General features: G+C 54.9%; 23 protein-coding genes, 2 tRNA genes and 1 other RNA gene. 8 read left to right on the forward strand and 18 right to left on the reverse strand.

Going from position 1 to position 23,229, the window contains the following annotated elements:
• Nucleotides 1-286: 286 nt before the first annotated feature.
• From trmD to Q4P78_RS06990, 9 genes are all read right to left on the reverse strand, one after another.
• Nucleotides 287-1,129 (reverse strand): tRNA (guanosine(37)-N1)-methyltransferase TrmD, encoded by an 843-nt coding sequence (trmD, locus tag Q4P78_RS06950; RefSeq protein WP_303339638.1) that lies wholly within the window; start codon nt 1,127-1,129, stop codon nt 287-289.
• 3 nt (nt 1,130-1,132) lie between these two features.
• Nucleotides 1,133-1,798 carry a ribosome maturation factor RimM gene (rimM, locus tag Q4P78_RS06955; protein ID WP_303339639.1) on the reverse strand — a complete coding sequence of 222 codons (666 nt, stop codon included), beginning with the start codon at nt 1,796-1,798 and terminating at the stop codon, nt 1,133-1,135.
• Nucleotides 1,799-1,902: 104 nt separating this feature from the next.
• On the reverse strand, nt 1,903-2,148 hold the full coding sequence (locus tag Q4P78_RS06960) for an RNA-binding protein (RefSeq protein WP_303339640.1): 246 nt from the start codon (nt 2,146-2,148) through the stop codon (nt 1,903-1,905).
• 2 nt (nt 2,149-2,150) lie between these two features.
• Nucleotides 2,151-2,567, reverse strand: a complete 417-nt coding sequence (gene rpsP, locus Q4P78_RS06965) for a 30S ribosomal protein S16 (RefSeq protein ID WP_303339641.1) — start codon at nt 2,565-2,567, stop codon at nt 2,151-2,153.
• A 311-nt stretch (nt 2,568-2,878) separates the two neighbouring features.
• The gene (locus Q4P78_RS06970; RefSeq protein WP_303339642.1) at nt 2,879-3,325 is read right to left on the reverse strand and encodes an SRPBCC family protein; all 447 of its coding nucleotides are present in this window, start codon (nt 3,323-3,325) and stop codon (nt 2,879-2,881) included.
• Between the two features lie 111 nt (nt 3,326-3,436).
• Complete coding sequence (locus Q4P78_RS06975) at nt 3,437-3,913, reverse strand: Rrf2 family transcriptional regulator (RefSeq protein WP_303339643.1); 477 nt, start codon at nt 3,911-3,913, stop codon at nt 3,437-3,439.
• Between the two features lie 21 nt (nt 3,914-3,934).
• Entirely contained in the window at nt 3,935-4,504 is a 570-nt protein-coding gene (locus tag Q4P78_RS06980; protein ID WP_303339644.1) for an NAD-dependent epimerase/dehydratase family protein, read from the reverse strand.
• Between the two features lie 225 nt (nt 4,505-4,729).
• Nucleotides 4,730-5,809 (reverse strand): acyltransferase, encoded by a 1,080-nt coding sequence (locus Q4P78_RS06985; RefSeq protein ID WP_303339645.1) that lies wholly within the window; start codon nt 5,807-5,809, stop codon nt 4,730-4,732.
• Between the two features lie 221 nt (nt 5,810-6,030).
• Nucleotides 6,031-7,314, reverse strand: coding sequence for a dicarboxylate/amino acid:cation symporter (locus Q4P78_RS06990; protein ID WP_303339646.1), 1,284 nt, complete (start codon nt 7,312-7,314; stop codon nt 6,031-6,033).
• A gap of 331 nt (nt 7,315-7,645) precedes the next feature.
• Between Q4P78_RS06990 and Q4P78_RS06995 the strand changes: the two genes are divergently transcribed.
• Both Q4P78_RS06995 and Q4P78_RS07000 read left to right on the forward strand, forming a co-directional pair.
• A complete protein-coding gene (locus Q4P78_RS06995) occupies nt 7,646-8,161 on the forward strand; it encodes a PaaI family thioesterase (protein WP_303339647.1) in 516 nt (171 codons plus the stop codon).
• The gene (locus Q4P78_RS07000; protein ID WP_303339648.1) at nt 8,161-8,400 is read left to right on the forward strand and encodes a hypothetical protein; all 240 of its coding nucleotides are present in this window, start codon (nt 8,161-8,163) and stop codon (nt 8,398-8,400) included. Before Q4P78_RS06995 ends, Q4P78_RS07000 begins: the two co-directional genes overlap by 1 nt.
• 117 nt (nt 8,401-8,517) lie before the next feature.
• Here Q4P78_RS07000 and Q4P78_RS07005 read toward each other — a convergent pair whose 3' ends face one another.
• From Q4P78_RS07005 to pyk, 3 genes are all read right to left on the reverse strand, one after another.
• Nucleotides 8,518-9,132, reverse strand: a complete 615-nt coding sequence (locus tag Q4P78_RS07005; RefSeq protein WP_303339649.1) for an ANTAR domain-containing response regulator — start codon at nt 9,130-9,132, stop codon at nt 8,518-8,520.
• A 142-nt stretch (nt 9,133-9,274) separates the two neighbouring features.
• Nucleotides 9,275-9,354: transfer RNA gene (locus Q4P78_RS07010), tRNA-Leu, on the reverse strand.
• Between the two features lie 154 nt (nt 9,355-9,508).
• A complete protein-coding gene (gene pyk / locus Q4P78_RS07015; RefSeq protein ID WP_303339650.1) occupies nt 9,509-10,990 on the reverse strand; it encodes a pyruvate kinase in 1,482 nt (493 codons plus the stop codon).
• A 367-nt stretch (nt 10,991-11,357) separates the two neighbouring features.
• On the opposite strand from pyk, the gene Q4P78_RS07020 reads away from it, so the two are divergent.
• Nucleotides 11,358-11,978, forward strand: coding sequence for a flavodoxin domain-containing protein (locus Q4P78_RS07020; RefSeq protein ID WP_303339651.1), 621 nt, complete (start codon nt 11,358-11,360; stop codon nt 11,976-11,978).
• 95 nt (nt 11,979-12,073) lie between these two features.
• On the opposite strand, the gene rnpB is transcribed toward Q4P78_RS07020, so the two are convergent.
• An RNA gene (gene rnpB, locus Q4P78_RS07025) (RNase P RNA component class A) lies at nt 12,074-12,461 on the reverse strand.
• A 70-nt stretch (nt 12,462-12,531) separates the two neighbouring features.
• On the opposite strand from rnpB, the gene Q4P78_RS07030 reads away from it, so the two are divergent.
• The 3 genes from Q4P78_RS07030 to Q4P78_RS07040 all read left to right on the forward strand — a co-directional run bounded on the left by Q4P78_RS07030 (nt 12,532) and on the right by Q4P78_RS07040 (nt 15,614).
• Entirely contained in the window at nt 12,532-13,314 is a 783-nt protein-coding gene (locus tag Q4P78_RS07030) for a YaaA family protein (RefSeq protein ID WP_303339652.1), read from the forward strand.
• Nucleotides 13,315-13,482: 168 nt separating this feature from the next.
• Nucleotides 13,483-14,208, forward strand: a complete 726-nt coding sequence (locus tag Q4P78_RS07035; protein WP_303339653.1) for a hypothetical protein — start codon at nt 13,483-13,485, stop codon at nt 14,206-14,208.
• A 167-nt stretch (nt 14,209-14,375) separates the two neighbouring features.
• The gene (locus tag Q4P78_RS07040; protein WP_303339654.1) at nt 14,376-15,614 is read left to right on the forward strand and encodes an S-layer homology domain-containing protein; all 1,239 of its coding nucleotides are present in this window, start codon (nt 14,376-14,378) and stop codon (nt 15,612-15,614) included.
• Between the two features lie 85 nt (nt 15,615-15,699).
• Here Q4P78_RS07040 and Q4P78_RS07045 read toward each other — a convergent pair whose 3' ends face one another.
• From Q4P78_RS07045 to Q4P78_RS07055, 3 genes are all read right to left on the reverse strand, one after another.
• Complete coding sequence (locus tag Q4P78_RS07045) at nt 15,700-16,521, reverse strand: glycosyltransferase family 25 protein (RefSeq protein WP_303339655.1); 822 nt, start codon at nt 16,519-16,521, stop codon at nt 15,700-15,702.
• Nucleotides 16,522-16,541: 20 nt separating this feature from the next.
• Entirely contained in the window at nt 16,542-17,366 is an 825-nt protein-coding gene (locus tag Q4P78_RS07050; RefSeq protein ID WP_303339656.1) for a glycosyltransferase family 25 protein, read from the reverse strand.
• Nucleotides 17,367-17,486: 120 nt separating this feature from the next.
• Nucleotides 17,487-18,395: a Nif3-like dinuclear metal center hexameric protein gene (locus tag Q4P78_RS07055; RefSeq protein ID WP_303339657.1), complete on the reverse strand. Its 909-nt coding sequence runs from the start codon at nt 18,393-18,395 to the stop codon at nt 17,487-17,489.
• A gap of 117 nt (nt 18,396-18,512) precedes the next feature.
• Here Q4P78_RS07055 and msrA point away from each other — a divergent pair, with 117 nt between their 5' ends.
• Together msrA and Q4P78_RS07065 are read left to right on the forward strand one after the other, a co-directional pair.
• Nucleotides 18,513-19,040 carry a peptide-methionine (S)-S-oxide reductase MsrA gene (msrA, locus tag Q4P78_RS07060; RefSeq protein WP_303339658.1) on the forward strand — a complete coding sequence of 176 codons (528 nt, stop codon included), beginning with the start codon at nt 18,513-18,515 and terminating at the stop codon, nt 19,038-19,040.
• A gap of 252 nt (nt 19,041-19,292) precedes the next feature.
• The gene (locus Q4P78_RS07065) at nt 19,293-20,144 is read left to right on the forward strand and encodes a DUF6318 family protein (RefSeq protein WP_303339659.1); all 852 of its coding nucleotides are present in this window, start codon (nt 19,293-19,295) and stop codon (nt 20,142-20,144) included.
• A 140-nt stretch (nt 20,145-20,284) separates the two neighbouring features.
• Here Q4P78_RS07065 and Q4P78_RS07070 read toward each other — a convergent pair.
• Nucleotides 20,285-20,357 (reverse strand) — tRNA-Glu (locus Q4P78_RS07070).
• A 561-nt stretch (nt 20,358-20,918) separates the two neighbouring features.
• The gene (locus Q4P78_RS07075; RefSeq protein ID WP_303339660.1) at nt 20,919-23,021 is read right to left on the reverse strand and encodes an LPXTG cell wall anchor domain-containing protein; all 2,103 of its coding nucleotides are present in this window, start codon (nt 23,019-23,021) and stop codon (nt 20,919-20,921) included.
• Between the last annotated feature and the right edge of the window lie 208 nt (nt 23,022-23,229).

Here is a 23,229-nt window from a genome sequence, read left to right on the forward strand (position 1 = left end):
TGGGGTGCACCACAACCTTTGTGGTAGTTCTCATTCTAGGAGCCTATAGGGCATGATTCAAGTATTTTTAGAGGGTTTGAGGCTTTTCCCATTCAGTTTTCAGGGGATTGTCAGCTAATCGCAATATACCCGTCATATAGCGGGTAGAAGTGCCCTCTAAGTGCTTGTATGACCTCATAATACGAGTAACTTTTATCCCCCATTCCGGGGCGTCATCAGCCCAGATGAGATATAGCAAAGCCCCGATACCTAGAGAACAGGTACCGGGGCTTGAGAGTAGAACTAGCTAGTCCTTCTTGGGTTTGTGGAAGTGAATACCGCGCTCTGCGAGGAAACGACGATCCTTCTTATCCCAGAGTTCTACCGGGTAGGCATCAAACATATCCCGGCGACGCTCTAAGGTGCGCTCAATCTGACGGTCACGGCGCCAACGATCCACCGCACCGTGATTGCCCGAGAGCAGCACGGCGGGTGCTTCCAAATCACGCCATACGGCGGGTTTGGTATACACGGGGTACTCCAGCAAACCGCCCGTATGAGATTCTTCTTCCAGAGAGAGCGGATTGCCCATAGCGCCGGGAATCAGGCGGGTAATGGCTTCGATCATTGCCATAACCGCAACCTCGCCGCCGTAGAGCACATAATCCCCCAGGGATACGGGCATCACGCGGAAGGGGCCGGCAGCCCATTCAAAGACGCGCTCATCAATGCCCTCATAGCGTGCCGGGGCGAAGACAATATGCTCCTCGGTTGCCATATCGTATGCCATTGCCTGGTCAAAAACAGCACCTGCGGGAGAAGGCACCACCAGCAGGGGGCGGCCGTCTCGTGCTGGCACGGCAGAGGATTCAGACAGTGCGGGCGCATCGGGCGCTTCCTGTGCTGCACGCTCAGCTGCCGCCTGCTCCAGCACAGCATCCAGCGCCAAACCCCAGGGTTCAGGCTTCATGACCATACCGGCGCCACCACCGTAGGGGGTGTCATCTACGGTGCGGTGCTTATCGCTGGTGAAATCACGCAGATTGTGCAGGTGCAGCTGCACCAGGCCGTTATCGCGTGCCTTACCCAGTAGGGAGAGTTCCAGAGGTGCCAGGTACTCGGGGAAAATGCTGATCACATCGTAGCGCACAGGCTACTCCCCCGCTTCTTCCTCTGCCGAACCTTCGGGCAGGTCAGCGTCGCTGTGGGCGGATTCTGCTTGGGAGAGGTCAATCAGGCCGGGAGGCGGAGTGAGAATAATATATCCGGCGTCTTCCTCGGTGGGCAACACGATTTCGGGGACAATTTCTTCCACGAAGGGCACCAGGATTTCTTCGCCACCGTACTCGGCGGTCAGGGTAATGTTCAGCAGATCCTGGGCGGGCATGGTCTGCAGGCCGCTGACGGTGCCAACCAGTGCCTCGGGGTTCTCCTCAATCAGAGGGTGCACATCGTCATCCAGGCGTTCGCCCAGGAAAACCGGCAGGTCCAGCAGCTCCTGCTCGTAGAAGCCCTCTTCATCATCGCTGGATTCGGGCACATCGTACACTAGGCGGGTATCGCGCAGCTCTTCCGCCTGATTGCGGTTCGAAATTTCTTCAAAGCGCACCACCAGAATCTTCTTATTCCAGCGGATTGATGCCACGGTCAGCTCACCGGCGGGCGCAATGGCAGCCGCGGGGCTCTTGGCGGTGAAGTTCTCAATGCTCAGGCGCTCACCAACCGCGAAGCGCTCTTCGGGGGTGTCGGTGTAGAGCTGTACGGTGACCTCACCGCGAATACCGTGCGGCTTGCCGATGCGCGCAACCAAAACCTGCATAAATCTCCCCTATAGAGTGTGGTACATACTTCCCCTATTTTATCCTGAAGGGGCGCAGAAAAGCACCCCGCCCGTATTTCTACGGTCGGGGTGCTTTGAAGCGTTTAGCGTCGCTTTTTGTCGGTGTCGATAATGTCGATGCGAACCTGCTCACCGCCGGCTACCGCGTCCATAACGGTGCGGATGCTCTTGGCGGTGCGACCCGAACGGCCGATGACTCGACCCAGGTCTTCTGGATGTACGCGGACTTCCAGGGTTTCACGGTGACGCTGGGTGCGCACGCGCACCTTCACGTCGTCCGGATGCTCGACAATCCCTCGAACCAAGTGTTCGAGTGCGTCAGCCAACATGATTACTCAGCTGCTTCCTCAGCTGCCTCTGCAGCTTCCTCAACAGCCTCTTCAGCCTTAGCCTCTGCCTTGGTGATTGCCTCGGGCAGGATCACGGAACCCTTTTCGGGAACAACGAACTCAGCCTTAGCCTCAACAGCCTTGATAGCGTTTTCAGCCTTCTCACCCTTGAAAGCAGCCCAGTCACCGGACAGCTTCAGCAGAGCCAGTACCTGCTCGGTCGGCTGTGCGCCAACAGAGAGCCAGTACTGAGCACGCTCAGAGTTGATTTCGATACGCGAGGGGTGCTCGGTCGGGTGGTACAGACCAATCTCTTCGATGGTCTTGCCATCACGCTTAACGCGAGAATCAGCCACGACCACGCGGTAACGAGGATCGCGGATCTTACCCATACGCTTCAGACGAATCTTAACAGCCACTGTAGTGGTTACTCCTGTTTCATAGTATTATGCGGAATTCTCGGTTCAGCTCCCGTGGGGCGGGCCATCCGCGAGTATCCCTGTGGACACAGCGCCACGTGCATGAGAGGGGCGCACGCACGCCGAGTACTCAGATAGATTAGCAAATTAACCCGTCTTAAGCTAGCGCCACACGGGCTTTTACCCCATAAAGACAGTGATTTTAAGCCCTGCCGCTACTCCCCCATGATTTTCAGAGTCGGATGGAACACCCCGGGTGCGAGCAAGCCCCGCATTCGGTACGTGAATGCGGGGCTTTGTGGTGCTAGAGGTTAGGTTTCCAGAGCCCGGGCAGCAGCACCCATAATGCTGCCGTAGAGAATACCCGCCATGCGAGCGCCAGCCTTCGTCATCGCAGACCCCAGCGCGGCAGGCAGTATAGCGGGAAGCGGCACCTGCAGCTCAATAGTCCAGGTGACCAGAGTTCCACTCCCCTGCGCTTCACAGTGAATGCGCGTGAACTCTTGACTCACGGCGGGAATTGAACGCACCACCCTATAGTCAATATGTTTGCCGGGCACCGCGGCAGTAATCTCCTCGCGATACCATCCGGCGATCATGACAACATCGCGAATACTGCCCGACTCCCAGCGCCCGGTATTCCAGCGAGAGATAAAGACAATGGGCGAAGCGGTGAAATTCTCCGAGTGGTAAAACCAATCGTAGACTCGCTGCACTGGAGCATTAATAAAGCGTGTGAGTACAACTTTCTGAATCATATCTAGATCCCTTGGGGGCTACGGGTTTTTCCGCCTCCAGAGGCAGGAAAGATATAGGGTGCATAGGTCAGGGCAGCCATGAGCACATAGGATAGTGAACGAATCATGAGCCTACTCCTGCGACTGGCTAGCGCGAGCAGCCCAGTCAACAACACCCACGCTATGAGCCTGCTCAATCACCAACTCACCCAGGGAGAGAGTCTTGAGCTGCTCATCAAAAGCATGCAGGGCGCTCTCCAGGGTGGCGCGCACCTTCTGGGCACTCTCGCGGGTGTGCTGAGCATCCGGATAAATACGCTGCTCCAGGCCACTGAGTTCAATGGCATTATCGTGCACGCCCAATGCCGCAAAAACATCGTAGAGAGTAATCTGAGCAATGGGTCGAGTCAGAGTGTAGCCACCAGTTTTGGAGGCGCTACCGGTGACCAGCCCGGCGGCACTGAGCTTAGCCAGCACCTTTTTGAGGGAGGAGTCCGAAACGCCCATAATATCGCTGAGCACCTGGCTTTTGACGGGCGTGTGACCGGATTGCAGGGCTAGCATGGTCAACACATACACACCCTGTTCTGCGCTTTTATTAATCTTCATAGCTATCTCAGAGTACCGGATTTAGCGGGTGAGTTTCTCAATAAGTTCTGCGGCAACATCCTGCACGAGTACGGGCTTCATATTCGCTGCAAAGAGGCCGAGAAATTTGAAGAGAGGCACCATTTTAGCCAGCGCGTCGGATCGGTCAGCACCGTAGATGAGGGTTGGCTCTACGACCTCAACGCGGATACCGCTAGCACGTAATTGTTCGGTCAGTTCTTTCTTAGTCTCAAGGAACGCCTTGGGGCCGAGCAGACCACCAATGAAACCGATAGCGCGGGCGCCGGTTGCGCGAGCAATGCGTTCTGCCGCCTGCGCGGGAATGACGTTGATCTGCTGCTCTTGCTCCTCGGTTTTTGCCGGGGCACCCACGAGATTCAGTACGTAGTCAGCCTGCATGGGTAGCTGGGCGAGTACTGCCTCGGTTTCCTGCAGGTCAGCTGCAATATTGATAATGCGCTCATCCTGCAGACTGTTCTTTCCGCTACGAGAAAGGGTGTAGATGCGTGCCTGAGAGTCGAGGGCGAGCCATTGGCGACTGATTTCGCGTCCCAGATAGCCGTTGCCGCCGAGCATGATAATGGTAGTCATGTCAATCCTTTTCTATCTGCCCCCGGAGCACTATCAGTAATCCAAGGAATTTTTATTTCCCAAGATAACTCAAGACTACATCCATGGAAAATAAAAGTCAAAAGATACTTCTATGATGTACATCTCCCCCTACCTCACAGCACGGCATGCACCTCTCAGGAAGGCATAGCAAAGGCCCCGGAGGGAAACCCTCCGGGGCCTTTGTGTATCACGTATTTAGATGACTCAAGCGGCCTTCGCTAGCTTACGATTCTTAGGATCCAGAGAACGACCACGTGTCATCGCGGGCTTCTCAATCAGTCGCCAGGAGCACCATGCCAGGGCAAAGGTCAGCACAACATCCAATGCCAGGTTTACAAGCGGTCCGAGTACCGCAGAACCCAGCAGAAGCAAAATGCACTGTACGGGGAAACCGTAGATATACACACCATACGAGATGTCGTTCTTCTGACCAATCGGCACACTCAGCGTAGATCCCAGAGCAAGAATGCCATAGGCAAAGAGCAACTGAGCACCGTAGAAAATATAGGTCGTTGCGAAAAGCTGCAATCCCAAGCCCAAAGCAACACAGAGCAGGGCAATCCACAGATTTGCTTTGATCTTCTTCGAGAATAAGTACAGGAGAGTACCCGCCATGAACATCATCATAAGGCGGAAGAAAATCCAGGCATCCGCCGGGAAACCACGCAGGGAAATATACGCGCGCATACCCACAATAACGCCCACGAATAGAATCGGCAGGATAATATGCAAGCGCTCACGAATCACACGGATATAGAACATCGGGATAAGCATCAGATATGCCGTGAACTCATAAGCAAGAGTCCAGAAGGGCAGGTTCCAGGTAAACAGATCCACGCCTTTGAAACCGCCCAGAGTCACCGACTGATTCTGCGCCAAGAAGAAGTTATTGGTCACATACCCAAACACAGAACCCCAGGACCAATCCTCCACAGAATGACCTGTCATATAGGCAATAGGGCTAGCAATCAGGGCAATAAAAAGTAGTGCAACCCAATAGCCCGGGAAAATACGCAAGGAACGACGCAAAAGATATGAGGAGAGAGCCGCCCGAGAAGCACTATGGGCAATCAAAAAACCCGAAATGCAGAAGAACATGTTCACAGCAAAATCACCCAGACTGTCAACATGCTCGTTGAGCGAGGCGCTGCCGGTCGGGAAAAAGAGAACAACGTGGCTAATAATCACCAGCGCTGCCAGAACCAAACGGAGAAAGTTCAGTGAATTGTTCCGGTCAACCAGCAGAGAATGATAGAGCGTAGAGGACGTTACCTCTGAAGACATAAAGGTCTCCTTGTACGTGAATGAGATGAGTCTCTTCAGTGTATCAGAGCAGGTCACGGGGGCTCCCTATTCCCTATTCGTGTTCCTCAGCACTCATGTACCCCAGCAGACTAGAGCTAAGAGCCGCACACGGGGTATAGCAAAGACCCCGGAAAGAAACTCTCCGGGGCCTTTAGCTCAACGCCATGCGAGCACAGCGTAACCATCTGAGCAGATACCGCTTAGTGGTCTACCGAGACAGCCTCAGCGTGCTCAATATCCTCATCGCTAATATCCTTATCGGGATCCAGACCCAGAGCCTTCGCACCTTTCTCGGTCAGAGCAGCAATGGTCGCGTCACCGGTGACATTGGTTGCGGTACCGAAGGAATCCTGAGCCAGGTACAGGGCAATCATCAGAGCAATCATTGCCTCGTTAAAGCCCAGCATGGACTGCAGCAGACCGATAGCGGTCATCACGCCACCACCGGGAACACCGGGAGCAGCAACCATCATGACACCCAGCACCAGAACCATGGGCACCAGGGAACCGAAGGTCGGGTTACCACCGGTCATGTACAGCACAGCCACCGCACAGGAGGTAATGGTAATCATCGAACCGGAGAGGTGAATGGTTGCACACAGCGGAATCGCGAAGTTCACCACGCGCTTGGCAATACCGGTCTTCTTGGCGCAATCCACGGTCACCGGGATAGTCGCTGCCGAAGACTGGGTACCAATAGCGGTAAAGTACGCCGGGAGCATGGTCTTGAGCATCTTAAAGGGGTTACGACCGGTCAGGGTACCGGCAACACTGTACTGCAGCAGTAGGGTCACCCAGTGCAGAACAATCACCATGACAAACACCAGGGCGAAGACCGAAAGGATCTTAGCCACCTGGCCGGCAAGGGTCATATTCGCAAACACACCCAGAATATGAACCGGCAGCAGCGGAATGATCACGCGAGCCAGCAGACCCTCAATAATGGTCTGGAAGTCAACGAAAAGATTCAGCATTGCCTTGGTCTTCAGCGCGGTAATGCCCAGACCCAGAATGAAGGAGAGCACCAGGGCACCCATCACGCCCATAATCGGGTCCAGGGTGAAGGTAATATAACCGGCAGAGAGCGCATGCTCGGGGTTGTCGAAATCAGCCAGCTGCTGCCCCTTGAGAATAATCGGGTAGAGCAGCAGCGCGCAGGTTAGCGCCAGGAAACCCGCCAGCACGCTGGAAAGATAGGACAGACCCACGGTAATGCCGAGCATCTTACCCGCACCCTTTGCCAGACCGCCAATACCGGGCACAATAAAGCCAATAATAATCAGCGGAATGGAGAAGGACAGGAATGCGCTAAAGACGGTCGAGAAGGACACAAAGAGCTGAACGATCAGATCGGTCGGTACGGACCAGCCGAATGCCGAGTTCAGACCGCCGATCATGCCGGGGGTGGTAGCGCCAACCAGCACGCCCAGGGCGATCGAGATCAGAATCCAGCCCAGCAGCGGAATCTTTTTCAGAAATTTCATAGGTCTCCTTTTGAGACTTGGTTGATTCGGCGCAGGAGGTACCCCGCGCCAGTCGGATGCGCCCGTGTCTGTGGCGGGCGCATGCTCACTATGCGCCGGTGGGCGCGTGAATGTATCCTCGCTATTTTATCGGCTACGCCACAATCTATCTACCGCTATCCGTAGAATGGGATACACACCGCACCGATGAGCGTCTCTACAACATTGTTCTGGTGTAGTTTATGAGGTCTTTCAATAGTGTCTATCTCTTAGCTGTATAGGGGTCTTTTCCCTTTCTTCATTTCTCATGAAGCAACACTATCTATAGAGATGGACGAGTAGAATGGAGACTATGACTGAAGCACCCCTGCGATCCGAGATTATTGATCTGCTCACCGAGCACGGCATCCCCGCCGATATGCAGCCCTACTTCCCCACTGGACTGGGCGAACTCATCCCCACCATGGGCATTAAATTCACCGAACTGAGCGCAGAACGCGCCGTCGCCACCATGCCCGTCGCCGGAAATACCCAGCCCATCGGCCTACTGCACGGAGGCGCCTCCGTAGTCCTCGCCGAGACCCTCGGATCTATGGCAGCCGGTGCCCACGGTGCCGGGCACTCCGTAGCTGTCGGAGTCGACATTAATGCAACCCACCTGCGCCCCGCCGTCTCCGGGCTGGTCACCGGCACCGCCACCGCTATTAGGCTCGGCCGCACTCTGTGCGTACATCAGATTGAGATTGTAGACGAAGCCGGCCGCGCCGTCTGCAGCGCGCGCATTACCAATATGCTCATCCCCCGTCCGCAGGACTCCGCCACTCAGGAACCCGCTGCCGAGCAGAACACCGAAACCAAGGAGGCATAATGGCGTCCAAGCCCAAAACCCCGTACCATCTGCGTTACCCCAAGATCGTGCGCGCCAAGCGTATTGTCTCCCCCATTGCCATTGGCATGGTCATTATTAGCTTTATTGCCGCCTATAATAAGGCGGGATTGTACTGGTGGCCGGTCTTTATGGTCTCGGTCATTGTGCTGCTCTGGTCTTCCTCCCCCACGGCAAAGCCCGTGAAATACGATGAGGAACAGCATAATAGCAAGCGCTAACAACGCGCCCCGCTCTATTAGCGTCAGGCACGTGCACTATACACAGCAAAGCCCCGCACCGATGATTCGGTGCGGGGCTTTGCTATGCCGTATATAAAACCGGGCACTAAGAGATCATTACTCAGCCAGCTGCTTAATAATGGTGTCGGAAACTTCGCGCATGGACAGGCGACGATCCATAGAGGTCTTCTGAATCCAGCGGAATGCTTCCGGCTCGGTCAGGTTCATCTTGGTAATCAGCAGGGACTTTGCACGGTCCACCAGCTTGCGGGTCTCGAACTGCTCGCGGATGGTGTGGACTTCCTTCTCCAGGGAGCGGATCTGCTCATAACGCGAGAGTGCAACCTCAATGGCGGGGAACAGGTCGTTGGGGGTAAAGGGCTTGACAACATAGGCCATTGCACCCGCCTCAACAGCACGATCCACCAGTTCCTTCTGGCTGAATGCGGTCAGCAGTACCACGGGAGCGATCTGTTCCTTAGCGATTTCTTCTGCTGCGGTGATGCCGTCCATAATGGGCATCTTCACGTCCATCAGAACCAGGTCGGGGCGGTGCTTCTGTGCCAGCTCAATAGCGGTCTTGCCGTTGTCGGTTTCTGCGACGACGTCAAAGCCGCGCTCCTTCAGGCTCTCGACAATATCGAGACGAATGAGAGCCTCATCTTCAGCAACGATGACGGTTCGCGCGGGAACCTGCTCCTCTTCAACGGCAGGAGTGGTCTGCTCTGACATAACTCTTCTCCTTAGAATCTATACGTTTCTCTGTATTTCATCTTACCGCAGGCATAGGAAAATTTTCAGCTTTTTAGCCTCTTTTATCGCTGAACTCACCAAAAAACCGGTAGGTTCCACAAAGGAACCTACCGGTTAGCTGTGCCCAAGGTGGGACTTGAACCCACACTCCGAAGAACCGCATTTTGAGTGCGGCGCGTCTGCCAATTCCGCCACTTGGGCCTGTATTCAATAATGTACACAAGGTACGCCACCAGTGTACCAGCCGGCGTCCCGCAGCGTCAAATGCTCCAGAAGGAGTAATAGAATGGCGAGCCCCAACCAACCATTGAAGGTCGGGGCTCGCCGTATCAGAGCATATATGTGCTAGAGCTGATTACTGTTCATCATCAGTGTAGGGGCGCAACTGCTCGCGCTCTTCCGGTAGCTTCTTGCCGTACTGGTCGCGCTCACCAATGACGTGAACCTTCACCATATTGGTCGAACCAGCCACACCGGGAGGCGAACCTGCGGCCATCACAAAAGCATCGTTCTTCTCAGCCAGCTTACGATCCAGCAGATACTCTTCCACCTTGTAGGTCATCTCGTCAATGGAATCAACCATCTGAGCGTGAGCAGCTTCAACACCCCACAGCAAGGAAATGAACGCACGAACCTTGGGGTTCGGGGTGAAAGCCAACACCGGCTTCGGCGGGCGCAGACGAGCCAAACGACGCGCCGAATCGCCCGACTGGGTGAAGGTGCTAATGTACTTTACTTCTTCCAGCTGATCAGCAATGTTCACCGCAGCGCGAGTCATCGCACCACCGCGAGAACGCGGCTTACGGTCAAGCTCCGGCACGCGAGAGAAGCTATTCTTCTCGGCGTCAGCAATAATAGCCGCCATTGCTTCAATGGTCTCAATGGGGTACTCACCCACGGAAGTCTCACCGGAGAGCATAACGGCGTCCGCGCCATCCAGGATAGCGTTAGCGCAGTCAGAAACCTCTGCACGGGTGGGAGTGGGAGCGTGAGTCATGGACTCCAGCACCTGAGTCGCCACAATCACCGGCTTTGCCCAGCGGCGAGCCATGGTGATAGCGCGCTTCTGCACGGTGGGAACCTCAGCGAAGGGCAGCTCCACACCCAGGTCGCCACGGGCAACCATAATGCCGTCGAAGCGGTCAATAATATCCTGCAGGTTCTTCACAGCCTGAGGCTTCTCAACCTTAGCGATGACGGGGATGCGAATGCCCTCTTCGTCCATAATCTTGTGGACCGGGTCAATATCGGCACCGGTACGCACAAAGGACAGAGCGATAATATCGGCACCCATGTGCAGAGCGAAACGCAGGTCTGCCGCATCCTTCTCGGTCAGGGCGGGCAGGGAGACGGCAGCGCCGGGCAGGTTAATACCCTTGTTATTGGAGATCGGGCCGCCCACAATCACGCGGGTGCGCACGCGAGTCTCGCTCACCTCAATAGCCTTCAGACGGATCTTGCCGTCATCCAACAGCAGGTCATCGCCAGGCTTCACGTCGCCAGGCAGACCCTTGTAGGTGGTGCCACAAATCTCTGCGGTACCCTCAACATCTTCGCTGGTAATGGTGAAGTCAGCACCGGTTTCCAGGTAGGCCTTACCGTCCTTGAAACGCTCCAGGCGAATCTTCGGCCCCTGCAGATCGGCAAGGATAGCAACATCCTTACCCTGCAGAGCAGACTGCTCACGAATGGTGTTGTAGCGTGCCTGGTGCTCTGCATGGTCACCGTGGCTCATGTTCAAACGAGCAACGTTCAGACCGGCTTCAATAGCTGCCGCGATCTTCTCGGGAGACTCAATTGCCGGACCAATGGTTGCAACGATCTTTGCGCGCCTCATGTACCTAACCTTTGTGTGTTGTGCCAAAAACCTGGGCGGTTTCTCGCGTTTTCCGGCGGGATGTGCCCGCCATGTCTACTCTGCCGGTCACTCTCGCGGGGCGAGATTTCGGCAGAAGGTTCAGCTTCCATTATAGACTTTTTAGCCCCCGCTGGGAATGGTTCAGCACACCCAAAGTACGGATATCTACTCTTAGCACAGGCAGCGTGCACATTTGTTCATTGGCCTATCTAAGGGCGTAGCACGGGGTGATTACCCTCTATTCTTCACCCCTTCAGAGCCCACAGGAAAAAGTCTGTATAATTGATGCAAATTTTCATGCGAGTACAGACAAAACCCTACCCGTATGAGAAAATAAAGCCGATATATGCGCGATGCACGCGCATCCCACCCACCATTGGAGGACACTATGGCACCCAAGGTGCTCATTATCTTCGGTACCAGCTACGGCCGCACCGAACAGTACGCCAATTGGCTCGCAGACGCCCTGCGCCAGCTTGACGCAGCCCCCGAGGTAGAGGTCGTCTCGGCACAGGAGGTCACCGAAGACCAGGCGCGCGCAGCAGACTCGATTATTGTCGGCGGCAGCGACTACGGTGGATTCCTCAATGGCGCACCCAAGCTGCGCAAGAAGATCATCCCCATTATGCTCGAGAAGAAGGACAAGACCGCCTTCTACACAGTCTCCTTCACCGGTCCCTACTCCAAGGCATTCCTGGACAAGCAGGTTGCCAAGAGCTACACCCCCGCCCTGACCGAAGGACGCCCCGTCTACCACCTGCGCGGCGGCATTGACTTCAGCATTCTCTCCACCGCACACAAGGTCGCCCTGCGCGGCCCCGTGCACGCATGGCTGATCGGTAAGAATGCTACCGACCCGAACCCCGCCGTGACCGAAATGCTCGAATGCTACAAGACCGGTAAGAGCGAGCATGCCTCCCCCGATCAGCTCGAGCCGCTGATTGAAGATATTAAGGCATTCCTCTAAGCCGTAGAATTATCCGGTGCACTGCGCCGGTTATATACAAACTATCCCCGCTTCCTTACATCGCTAGGAGGCGGGGATAGATCTTTAAACTAAGGGGTTCAGGTGCACCTATGAGCCGGGTTCTGTCTAGGCGCTCTAGCGAGCGCCCGAGGCAATCATCTATCTAGAACGCACATTGCTGCGCGTCTCAAGCAGCCTACCCGAGCACGATATTCAGATTCGAATAATTGGACGCACTGCCCTCAGTCGTACTCTATTTGACCTTGCTCCGGATGGGGTTTACCGATGCCGCCCCTGTCGCCAGAAGCGCGGTGGGCTCTTACCCCACCTTTTCACCCTTACCCGTCACTGATTGTGCGGGCGGTTCTTTTCTGTGGCACTAGCCTGCGGGTTACCCCGAGTGGACGTTATCCACCATCCTGTGCTGTGGAGCCCGGACTTTCCTCGAAACCTCTAGGATCTCGCGATTGCCCAGCGCACCTGAACATTCCCCAGTATACAGGGTAAACCGTGTAGGAAAGCAGAGGGAGGGCACACGCTATAGAATGGGAGCATGAAGATTCTGCTGCCGCCCTCCGAAGGTAAAACCCCCGCACCCGCATCTGAGGTGCCCGTGGATCTGGCGGAACTGAGCCTGCCGGAGCTGACCGAAGAGCGCGAAACCGTACTGGAAACCCTCATGCGAGTATCTGCTCAGCCGAACGCTATGGAGCAGCTCAAAGTGGGCGCATCCCTATCGGCAGAAGTAGAACGCAATACCCACCTGCTGCGCGAGCCGGCGCAGGAAGCCTATAAAACCTATAGCGGTGTGCTTTTTGAAGCCCTGGATATGCCGGGCATGGATACCGCCCAGCTGCAGCGAGCGCAGGAAAGTCTGCTAATTTCCTCAGCCCTGTGGGGTACCGTTACTCCCCTGGACCGCATCCCCGCTTATCGCCTATCCATGGGTGTGAAACTCGGCGAGCTGGGAGATATAGCAAAGTTCTGGAAGGGCGCCCTCACCCCCGTACTGAACGAGCTTTATGGGGAAGAGCTGATGATTGATTGCCGTTCGGGTGTCTACGCCAAAACCTGGGTGCCTACCCCGGCACGCTGTGTGGCGGTGCGCGTGGAAAAGGTTTTTGAGGACGGTAGCCGTAAAGTGGTTTCCCATATGGCTAAGCATTATCGTGGCCTACTGGCGGGTTTTATGGTGCGCAACGGCGCTTCGATGCTGGCTGAGCTCGACACTCCCGAGGCACTGACAGAGTTTTTGACTGCCGCAGGCTGGGAGGTTGAGCTACAGGCTTCCACCGCGCGAAAAGCAGCACAGCTGACGGTCTTGGTACGGGAGTAAATCTACAATATTTCTCTCTCCGACTTAAGATAACTACGTGATAGAGATAACACCTATATTATGCCGTCGAAGCAATACAGAATGACTGCCAGCGTGATACTATCACAATGAAGATTTCCGGTTTATCTTTAATATTCTAACCACCGATAATTTCATCAGGAGAGTACTATGACTCACTCCACTCTTTCCCGTACCGTCCTTGCTGTATCTCTGGCAGCAGGTCTGGCACTACCCGCAAGCGTTGCAGCGCAGGCTGCACCCGCAGGTACCAACGTCTCCTCTGCATCCGAGTCTATTTCGATGGGGCTGCGTGGTGGATCAGGTCTCACTCTGACTGAAGGTGACACCGGCGGTTACGTCGGTTTCACTCTTATGCTCAATGACCCCACACAAAAGGTTGCTTCTCTCAAGGTGACCCTCATCGAGCAGAGCCAGGAACGCACTATTGCCACTCTCGCCTCTGAAACCCATTCTATTAACGAGTTCAACACATCCCCCTTTGAAGGTTTGGAACAGGTATATTCCTTTACCTTCTCCGGTACTCAGATTACCGCTACCCATACGTATAAGCTTGTTTTTGAAGCTTTCGATGGCCAAGGTAATAGCGTCATCTTGCCTGCTGTAGAAGATTCCCAAATGCGCGTCCTCCCCATGGTGCAGCCGCCTGAACCTACTGAAACGATTCAGCCCGAGCAGCCCGCCCCCGTGGAAGAACCCGCACCGACTGAGATCCCCGCTCCGGTGGTCACCGAGAATCCGACCCCTGCACCCGAGCCCGCGCAGACTCAGCAGCCGGTCGGTCAGGATTCCACCTCCGGCTGGGATTTCTTTACCTCTCTTGTGGGTAAGGTCATCAAGGGTTTTATTGGTTTCCTGGGTCATATTTTCGGCTAATATCCGATAACCCCTCAGCTTTTTCTGCCCGGTCTTTTCACGCTCAGAAGAGACCGGGCAGAATCTCACTCGCTTCTGCAGATTCTCTGCACGCGTACGCTGTCGCACTGGTTTCCAGTGATGTACGTTCCCCTCATATACACATACCCATATGACGAAAGGTCACCATGGCCCACTCCACCAGCGCACGCACCGCCCTGACCGCGCTTAGCCTGGGTGCAATGCTCAGCCCCTCGCTTCCCGCTCTGGCAGCTCCCGCAGATGCTGCCCCTAATACCCCTGCACCCGAAGTTCAGGTATCCGCAGCGCAAGAAGTAGCGAGCCCCGAGCTAGACACCCGAGCAGTACAGGCACCTCCCGCCGCGCATATCCCCGCTGCGGAGAGCGCACAGGCTGCGCCTTCTCCCATATCTGAGGCTCTTGAAGAAACCCCGGCTTTTCCCTTGATAGCCGAGGATTCTACCGAAGAAACCGGTACGGAGGATGCAGCGCGTGAAGCAGCACCCATTGACGATAGCGAGCGTATTGCTCTGGCGGTGGCGCGTCACGGTGCGCTCATTGCCGGCACCAGCTATAACCTAATTTCTCTTGAGTATGAAGACGCTTTCTCCGGTAAGCCTCGAGCTATGGTCTTTAGCGTGTACGAGCATGATGCCGGCGTTGATCCGCGCGAGGGCGTACTGATCCTGAAAAAAGATGCTCAGGGGTATAATGTTCGCCAGCACACCTATGAGCAGGAGATTGCCCTCAACCACACCATTGACGGCGCCAAGGTGTACACGGTGGTGCTTGAAACCCAGGATCGTGAGGGTACCCCGGCTATCTCCCATGTACAATTGCCGGTCCGAGCCGGTTTTAAGGCTGACACTCCTCAGTCCGAGCGCTATTCTCTTGAGCTGGCGTGGGCTGCTGAGCGCGGTATTGTCTCCGACACGTCGGAAGAGTTCGCGTCCAAGCGTGTGAGCCGCGGTGAGCTGACCGAGTACTTCTACCGTTTGGCGGGTTCTCCCGAGGTGTATCTGCCCGAAACCTCGCCCTTTGAGGATATTAGCCCGAATCACCCGAACTACGCGGCGATTATTTGGGCCAGCGATCAGGGCTTGAGTCGAGGCTGGTCTGACGGTAAGTACCATGCGGATGCACAGGCAGGTCACGCAACGATGGCGGCCTTTATGTATCGTTTTAGCGGTCATGCGCACTATGTTTCGGGCGGGCCCTATTTTAAGGATGTCCCCAGCGGCTCTTCTTTCTTCCGCGAGATTGATTGGGCGGCACACTATAATCTGGTGCCTCAGCTCAGCACGGAGGGTTCCCGTTTCTACCCGCATCGTGCGCTGACTCGTGCGGAGACTGCCGCCTTTTTGATGCGTCTGGACGCCTATATTTTTGAGGATATTCGAGGCTAAATCCCCCAATGATACGGTAAAAGGGTGTGTGGATATTGGTTTAATCACCAATACCCACACACCCTTTGCTTATAGGTATTACACCTTAGCGAGCGCACATCTGCTTCAGATGCTTCTTAGTTGCTTCCAAGGTATTCTTAAAGTTGCCCCTGCGTGAGCGAGGGGCAGCCACAATACGGAGCTTATCAACAAAGTTCTTAGGAACGCTATTTAACTTCTGAATTACCTTGTACATAGGCTCTCCTCCATCGCTGATAAGTGAATCACCTACCCAATTGCACAAACCGGGACGAAGAGCATACACACGGAAGCCGCAGGTCTGTTCAAAGAAGTCCCATGCATCAGCTACCCAATACGGACGATTCCCGTTCGATTCTGCCAGCTCGACGATCTTAGCGGCAGCAGATCGACTAATTGCGTACAGCCCAGTCGACGAGAGAGAGCCAGCAGCAGGTCCTACACGGTGCTTACTATCAATAAAACGAGAGAGAAGAGAAATCCTCGAATATACGAAGTACGGGTTCTGTGTATGAGATTCCCATGCGAATCCATCCGAAAGAACTACAGCACCCAGCTGAGGATACTTCGAGAAAATTTTCTGAACTATAGAGTCAATATCTGCATCAATCAGGGCATCATCTTCCGCAACGATCAGAATATCCTGATCATCAGTAGACTCAGATAAAAATTGACGATACACATTAAGATGACTCCAGGTGCATCCCACCTCTGCATTAGCAGGCTCACGAAGCATAATCGCTTCAAAGCGAGTCTTATCATAAATATTTACATCGTATCCACCACGGGCGTCTAATCCATAGAAGCGTTTAAAACCTTGTGCACCCTCCGCAGAGAAGAACTTATCAAAGCGATTTGAATCTTTAAGACCAATAACATATTTAAACATCGTAACGCCTCAAAATATATTTACTTCAAAAGATGATTTTTTGTGGCCTCGACAGCAGTTTTAAAGTTTGCCCATCGCGCACGAGGAGCTAAAAAGATTCTAACCTTATCTAGCATAGAGCGATTACCACCCTCATTTATGGTATATGAGAATTGCGCCCAGGCTTCACCTGTTTCTTCAATCGTGGAACTACCAACCCATCCACAGATTCCTGGTCGCAAAGCATACACCAAAATTCCACAGTCTTTTTGATACATACCCCATTCATCAGCTACCCAGTATGGGACGCCATTATGCCCTTCCAAGAAGTCGATAATTTGCTGGGCTGACTTACGAGTCATTGCATATAAGCCTGCCGCGGTCAATCGTCCCGCGTAAGGACCAACACGGTGACGACCATCAACAAATTTCGATAGAAGGGAAATCTGAGAATACGGAACATACGGATTCTGTTTATGAGCCTTCATAGAGACCCCATCACCCAAAACAACAACCCCCAAGGTGGGATACATTGAAAAAATTTTTAGGGTGATGCCATCAATATCCGCGTCAATCAAGGCATCATCTTCAGCAACGATTAGAATGTCATCATCGTTCGTAGATTCTTCCAAGAACTTCTTGTACACATTCAGATGGCTCCAGGCGCAACCCACTTCTGCATTTCTGGGAGGACGCCCATAATGCTCTTCAAAATGAGCCACATCAAAAAGACCGGGGTCATAGCCCTGACGAGCATCAAAGCCCCAGAAACGCTTAAAGTCCTTGGCATAGGGTACGGCGAAGAACTGGTCAAAGCGGTTCGCACCTTCCAAGCCAATCACATAGCGGGAGACAATATTAACCATGAGTGAGTTCCTTCTAGAATTCGAAGACTGTGAGTGCGACAGTCTCAAGATTACTATTAGTGTATCAGAAATACAGCCCTGACCTGCGGAAATAACCCGCGAAGGTGAGCTAACGGGAACCTACCGGAGAGTCGAAGCAGAGCCATCAGTCTCAGCAGTATCCACCGTGAAGTCCCAGGGGTCGGTATTTAGCTCAGAGACCCTAAACTCCACGGCATAGCCGCGCTCAGCAAGCAGAGCCTGAACCCGCTCACCCGCACGCTGCATCCACAGAGATTCACTGGCTGCATGGGAGCAATCAATCAGGGCACACTCGCGCCCCGCGGCACGCTCGCCCTCACGGAATTCACTCGCCGGATGGTGACGCAGATCCGCGGTAATATACACATCCACATGTGCAGCGCGCACCGCATCAAAGAGAGAATCACCGGAACCGCTGCACAACGCCACACGCTCAATCATCTGATCAGCACGACCCGCCACACGCAAGGGTGCAGCAACACCCGGCAAGGCTTGAGCAAGACGCTGAGCAAGCTCTCGCAGCGTAGTAGGCTGCTCCAGACGACCCACACGACCGGTACCAACCTGATATTCCACGCCATCACGTACCTGCACCTGAGGCTCAGCCAGGGGTACACAATCCACCAGTCCCAGCACCTCACAGAGCAAATCATTGGTGCCGTCCACCGCAGAATCCACATTGGTGTGCGCCGCCAACAGACCGCAGGCACCGCCAATCAGAGTGTGCAGCACACTGCCCTTATAGTCCGTATCAGGCAGAAAAGACACCCCGCGCAGCAGCAGCGGGTGGTGCGTAATCATCAGCCCGGCATCATAATCCACCGCCTCGCGTGCGGTAGCGTCCAGCGCATCCACAGCAAAAAGAATGCGCTCCACGGGAGCCTGCGCGCGTCCAGCAATCAGCCCGGACTTATCCCAGCCAGCTTGAAGAGTCGGCGGGTAAAGATCGTGAAAAGCTCGAACGACCTGCTCAAGAGTGGGAGTTTTAAGAGTATTCTGCTCTGCCATGGCACTATTGTCGCACGGCACCGCCTCATTCTTCTAGAAGAGAACGACACGGCGTTTTGCGGAATAATATTCCCCCGCCCGGCGTTGCCTTAGCAGTACATCAGCGAAAGGATAAACATGGCTACTCAAAGTTTCGTACTCGGCGGCGGATGTTTCTGGTGCCTGGATGCGGTCTACCGTCAGCTGCGCGGTGTGCAGGATTGCGTGAGCGGCTATAGTGGTGGCGACATGCCCAACCCAGACTATCGTTCTGTGTGCAGCGGTCAAACCGGTCACCACGAAGTGGTACGCGTGGATTTTGACCCCAAGATTATTAGCCCCGAGGCAGTGCTGGATATTTTCTTCACCTCACATGATCCGACCAGCTGGGACCGTCAGGGTGCAGACACCGGCAGCCAGTACCGTTCCGTCATGCTATACACGACAGAGGAAGAACGCACTCTTTTTGAGACTGCCAAGGAACGCGCGCAGGCAATGTTCGAGACGCCCATTGTTACGGAAATCAAGCCGCTAGGTGAGTTCTACCGTGCGGAAGAATATCACCAAGACTTCTACGCGCAGAACCCGGCGCAGGGATATTGCACCTTTGTGGTCAGTCCCAAGGTTGCCAAGGTTCGCAAGGGCTACGCACACCTGCTGAAGTAGGTGTATGCAACTCTAAAGGGTTGATAGATAGATACGGAGCCGGGGAGCTATTTCTCCCCTGCTCCGTGTTTTCTAGCAGTGATGTTTATCCGGTAGTGCATAATGCCGTGGCACGGTGCGCGCAGAGTAGCGGATTTCACGCCCGCACGCCCAAAAACTTCAGTAATACTTTAGGATTGGGTTCTCCCCGCCCCCACGCGTGCGGTACGCTGGATTTGAAAGAAAACCCAACCGCCCAGATGAAGGACAGTAATGACCATTCTGAACCGACGCCGAGCCCTGACTTTGGGCGGCACCGGCATCGCCGCAACCCTGCTGGCAGCATGTGGCTCCAACTCCGAGCCGGCTGCTGAGAGCACCACGACTAACGCATCCGCTTCGGCGTCCCCGAATGCGGAAGCAACCAGTGCTTCGGTTACCCCCAGCGCTACCACTCCGGCTGGCCCGAGCCTGAAGGGTGAGCTGGCTGTTGATTCCTTCAGCGAGCCGGGCGCCTTTGAAGCGGGCAATGAGGAGCACAAGGCGAATAATGTTCCCATGCCGAATGAGCCCGCTAAGCTGCGTGAAAACAGCCCGGAGGGTTTGAAGGCTTTTGCCGCCTACTGGGTTGAGACCCTGAACTACCTGATGCTCACCGGCAACGGCACCCTTTTTAGCAATATTGACCACACCGGTGATTACACCTCCACTATTGAAGGTTTCCAGCTGATTTACGACGGTAATATTGGTTGGGTGACCGGTCCGGCACGCCCCCTGCGCGGCACTTTGACGGAGGACCACCCCAAGCAGGACGGCGAGATTTTCACCTGGTCCATGGACATGGCAGTTAACAAGGATTCCGCGATCTGGTACAAGGAAGGCCGCCGTTCCAAGCCTCTGACCGAGTCCCTAAATGCGCCCACCGGTGTTGTCAAGGGTCAGATTGTAGCTCACTATGTTGAGGGCAACTGGCGTATGGTGCGACGCACTCCGGGTTCCGCTTCTGCCGCTCCGAGCGTTTCCGCCTCGGCTGTTGCTTCTTCGGAGGCGCCCGCTGCAGAGAATACCGCTGCCGCGGCTGAGGCCACTGAGGCAGCTGCTGCGGAGTCGACCGCAGCTGAATAAAGGCTGGCACTAAAATGCCCCGGAACAAGTATCCGGGGCATTTTCTTATGTCTGTCGAGCTTTATCTATCGATATACTCCAAGAGTACATAAAATGGGCATGAAAAAACCTCCAGTCTTTTGACTGGAGGTTTATCCTAGTGACCCCAACCGGATTTGAACCGGTGTTGCCGCCGTGAGAGGGCGGAGTACTAGGCCGCTATACGATGGGGCCATATGTTTTCGATTCTTTCAGTTTTCACTGCTTTCCTCGGCAACACATATAACTATACAGGCACTATTTTCTCAACGCAAATCGAAATAGAGTGTTTTGAATTACACTTACTCTAGTGTCGCTCTGAGCCTAGTCGAACTATTGATCTCCTCTTACTCCGTGGTTGCGTTTCTGAGTTCTGAGACGAGAGCAGAGTTTTTCTGCGACTAGGCCACGGTTCTTGAATCAAAAGCAAGTAAAAAATAAAGAACCCAGCCATCCAGAGGGTCGGAGCAGGAAGAGAAAAAGGTTGAGCGCTCATAGCTGGGCATTCGCCCCAGCGCGAGGGCACAGGTCGTGCGCGAGCGCCTTTTCCTCGGATAGCTCCCCAAACTCAGAAACTCAAGCCATTGTATAGCCACAGCCTTGCCGGATAGAGGACCACAGCCTTGCCGGATTGATTCAGATATGAGTGCAATAGAAAAGTCGGTGTGTATCAGATACGTAGTTCTGATACACACCGACTTTTCTATAGCCAATAGACCCTATAGCCTATGACTCGCTCAGTCCCAGAAGACTGAGTTATGCCTTGCGGCGACGTGCTACAACCAGTGCTGCACCTGCCAGCAGTGCCAGCGCACCAATACCAGCGTAGAGGGCAACGTCTGCACCGGTGGATGCCAGCTTCGTACCATTGGAGGTAGAAGTGGTAGCGGTGGAGCCGTTAGACGAGGTGGTCTTTGCCTCGGTAGTGGTCTTCTTACCGTCGTTGCTCTGGGAGACGGTGAAGCCGTTCTTGTCGTTGGAACCCTTGGTGTTGTCCTTGACTACTGCTGCGCTCTGGCTTGCGGAAGCGGATGCTTCTGCACTTGCGGAGGCGCTTGCAGACGCCGAGGGGGTTGCGGATGCGGATGCATCAGCGCTAGGGGTCGGGGTTGCCTTATCCTTAGCGACCACCTGTGCAATAGCAGCGGCATCCATGGAGCGGTCGGTCAGTGCCAGGCGGTGTGCTGCCATGGTACCGATGATGTATTCACCGTCTGCCAGGGACTTCTCTGCGGGGATCTCCAGAGTGGTGGAGAACTCGCCGTCCTTGATCTGCTCTGCCTTAACCCAGGTAATTGCTGCTGCGCCCTGTACGGTCTTGAGCAGTTCGGGAGTCATTTCCTGACCGGGCTCCCATGCACCCTTGGGCAGGATGAAGACGTACACGCCGTGCTCTGCGCCTTCGCCAAGGTAGTTCTTGCCGGAGACCTTAATGGTCATTGCTTCACCCTTGGTGAAGCTGGTCTCTTCGAAGGACAGCTGGGGGTGGAACACGACGGTGTCGGTTGCATCCTCGGGGTAGCCCTGGAACTCAACGCGCTTGGGGGTAATCTGGGTGTTCTCGACGGTACCGGTGGAGGATTCCTTGACCTCTGCCTTGAACTTCAGGATGGAGTTCGCGTGCAGCTCTACCTGCTTCTCGGGCACGTCATTGCCCTGACGGTCCTTGCTGGGGGGCAGGGTCACGGTGGAGGAGGTGGAGATGCTGTTGGTCTTGTAGTCCAGTACGTAGGGTACGGCTGCTGCGCCCTCGAGGTCTACCTTATCAACGGCGATGATTGCGCCGTTCTTGTCCAGTACCAGGTCGTTTGCCTTGGCACCATTCATGGCGACTTCACCGATGAGCTTGTCGCTGCGGCCGTCGAATACGCCGACCTTACCGGTGCCGAAGTCGGTAACGTAGACCAGGTCGCGGTCTTCGTCGTGAACCAGAGAGAGCGCCTGGGTGCCGAAGGGGATGGATGCCTTGTATGCGCCGGTGGTTGCGTCGTAGACGGTCACGCCGGAGTTGACGCCCTTAACACCCTGGGAGGAGACGTAGATTTCGTTCAGGGACTTGTCTACCGCCACGTCGGAGGGGCGCACTTCGGTGCCCTCGGTGTCAGCGTGCACCTGGATGGTCTTCTCTACCTTGAAGGTCTTGGTGTCGATGATGAACAGCTTGCCGCCGGTGCGCTCGGGTACGTAGAGCTTGCCGTCCTGCACGAAGATGTTCATGCTGATGTAGCGGGTACCGCCATCGGGTGCGCCTTCGAGCTGGATCTTCTCAACAGTGTTGTTCTTCGGGTCGATTGCGGAGATGTAGAAACGACCGGTGACGAAGACCTTGCCGCTTGCATTGTCGACGAGTACTTCGCGGGGGTGTTCGATCCAGTTGGAGTCGCCTTCCTTAGCGCCCAGGGTGGACCATACGATTTCCATGGTGTCCTGGTCGTATGCGGCGACGGTATTGTCGCGGGTGTTGGTAACCCATACGGTGTTGGATGCGTCATCCACGTAGATGCCGTAGGCTGCTGCGAAGGAGGACACGCCGTCAACGGTGTTGGTGGGCAGGGCGGCTACTGCTTCGATCTTCAGGGAGTTAGCGTCTGCGCGGGCAATGGTGGACGCCTGGTTGTTGGAGGTGCCTGCAATCCACACCTTGTGGTTCTTTGCAGAGTAGCTGACCTGGAACTGACCGGGCAGACCCTGGGTGATCTTTGCCTTGGTTGCGCTTGCATCCAGGTTACGTACGGTGGTGGATGCTGCGGGTGCGGTTGCGTCTGCCGCGAAGGTTGCGGGGACGGTTGCTACACCGGAGAGGGAGAGTGCCAGTGCACCGATAGCCAGGCTCTTGAACGCCTTGCCGGAAGTGATCATGGAAGGGTGTCCTTTCGGATGAACGTATGGGTGCGCCTGTTGGCACCGCTTGGTGTCTTCGGGCGCTATTTTAGACATAGCTGTATGCCTTATTAGACTATCCTTACGTTTTCCTGTGCGTTTTTCAAGTGCAACCCGTATTTTTGAGGCAAATTTTATGAAATTGTTAGATTATGACCAACTTTTTCAAGGATATAGTGCTCTTCAT

The sequence above is a fragment of the Rothia sp. (in: high G+C Gram-positive bacteria) genome (assembly GCF_030540545.1).
In the GTDB taxonomy this organism is placed as follows: domain Bacteria; phylum Actinomycetota; class Actinomycetes; order Actinomycetales; family Micrococcaceae; genus Rothia.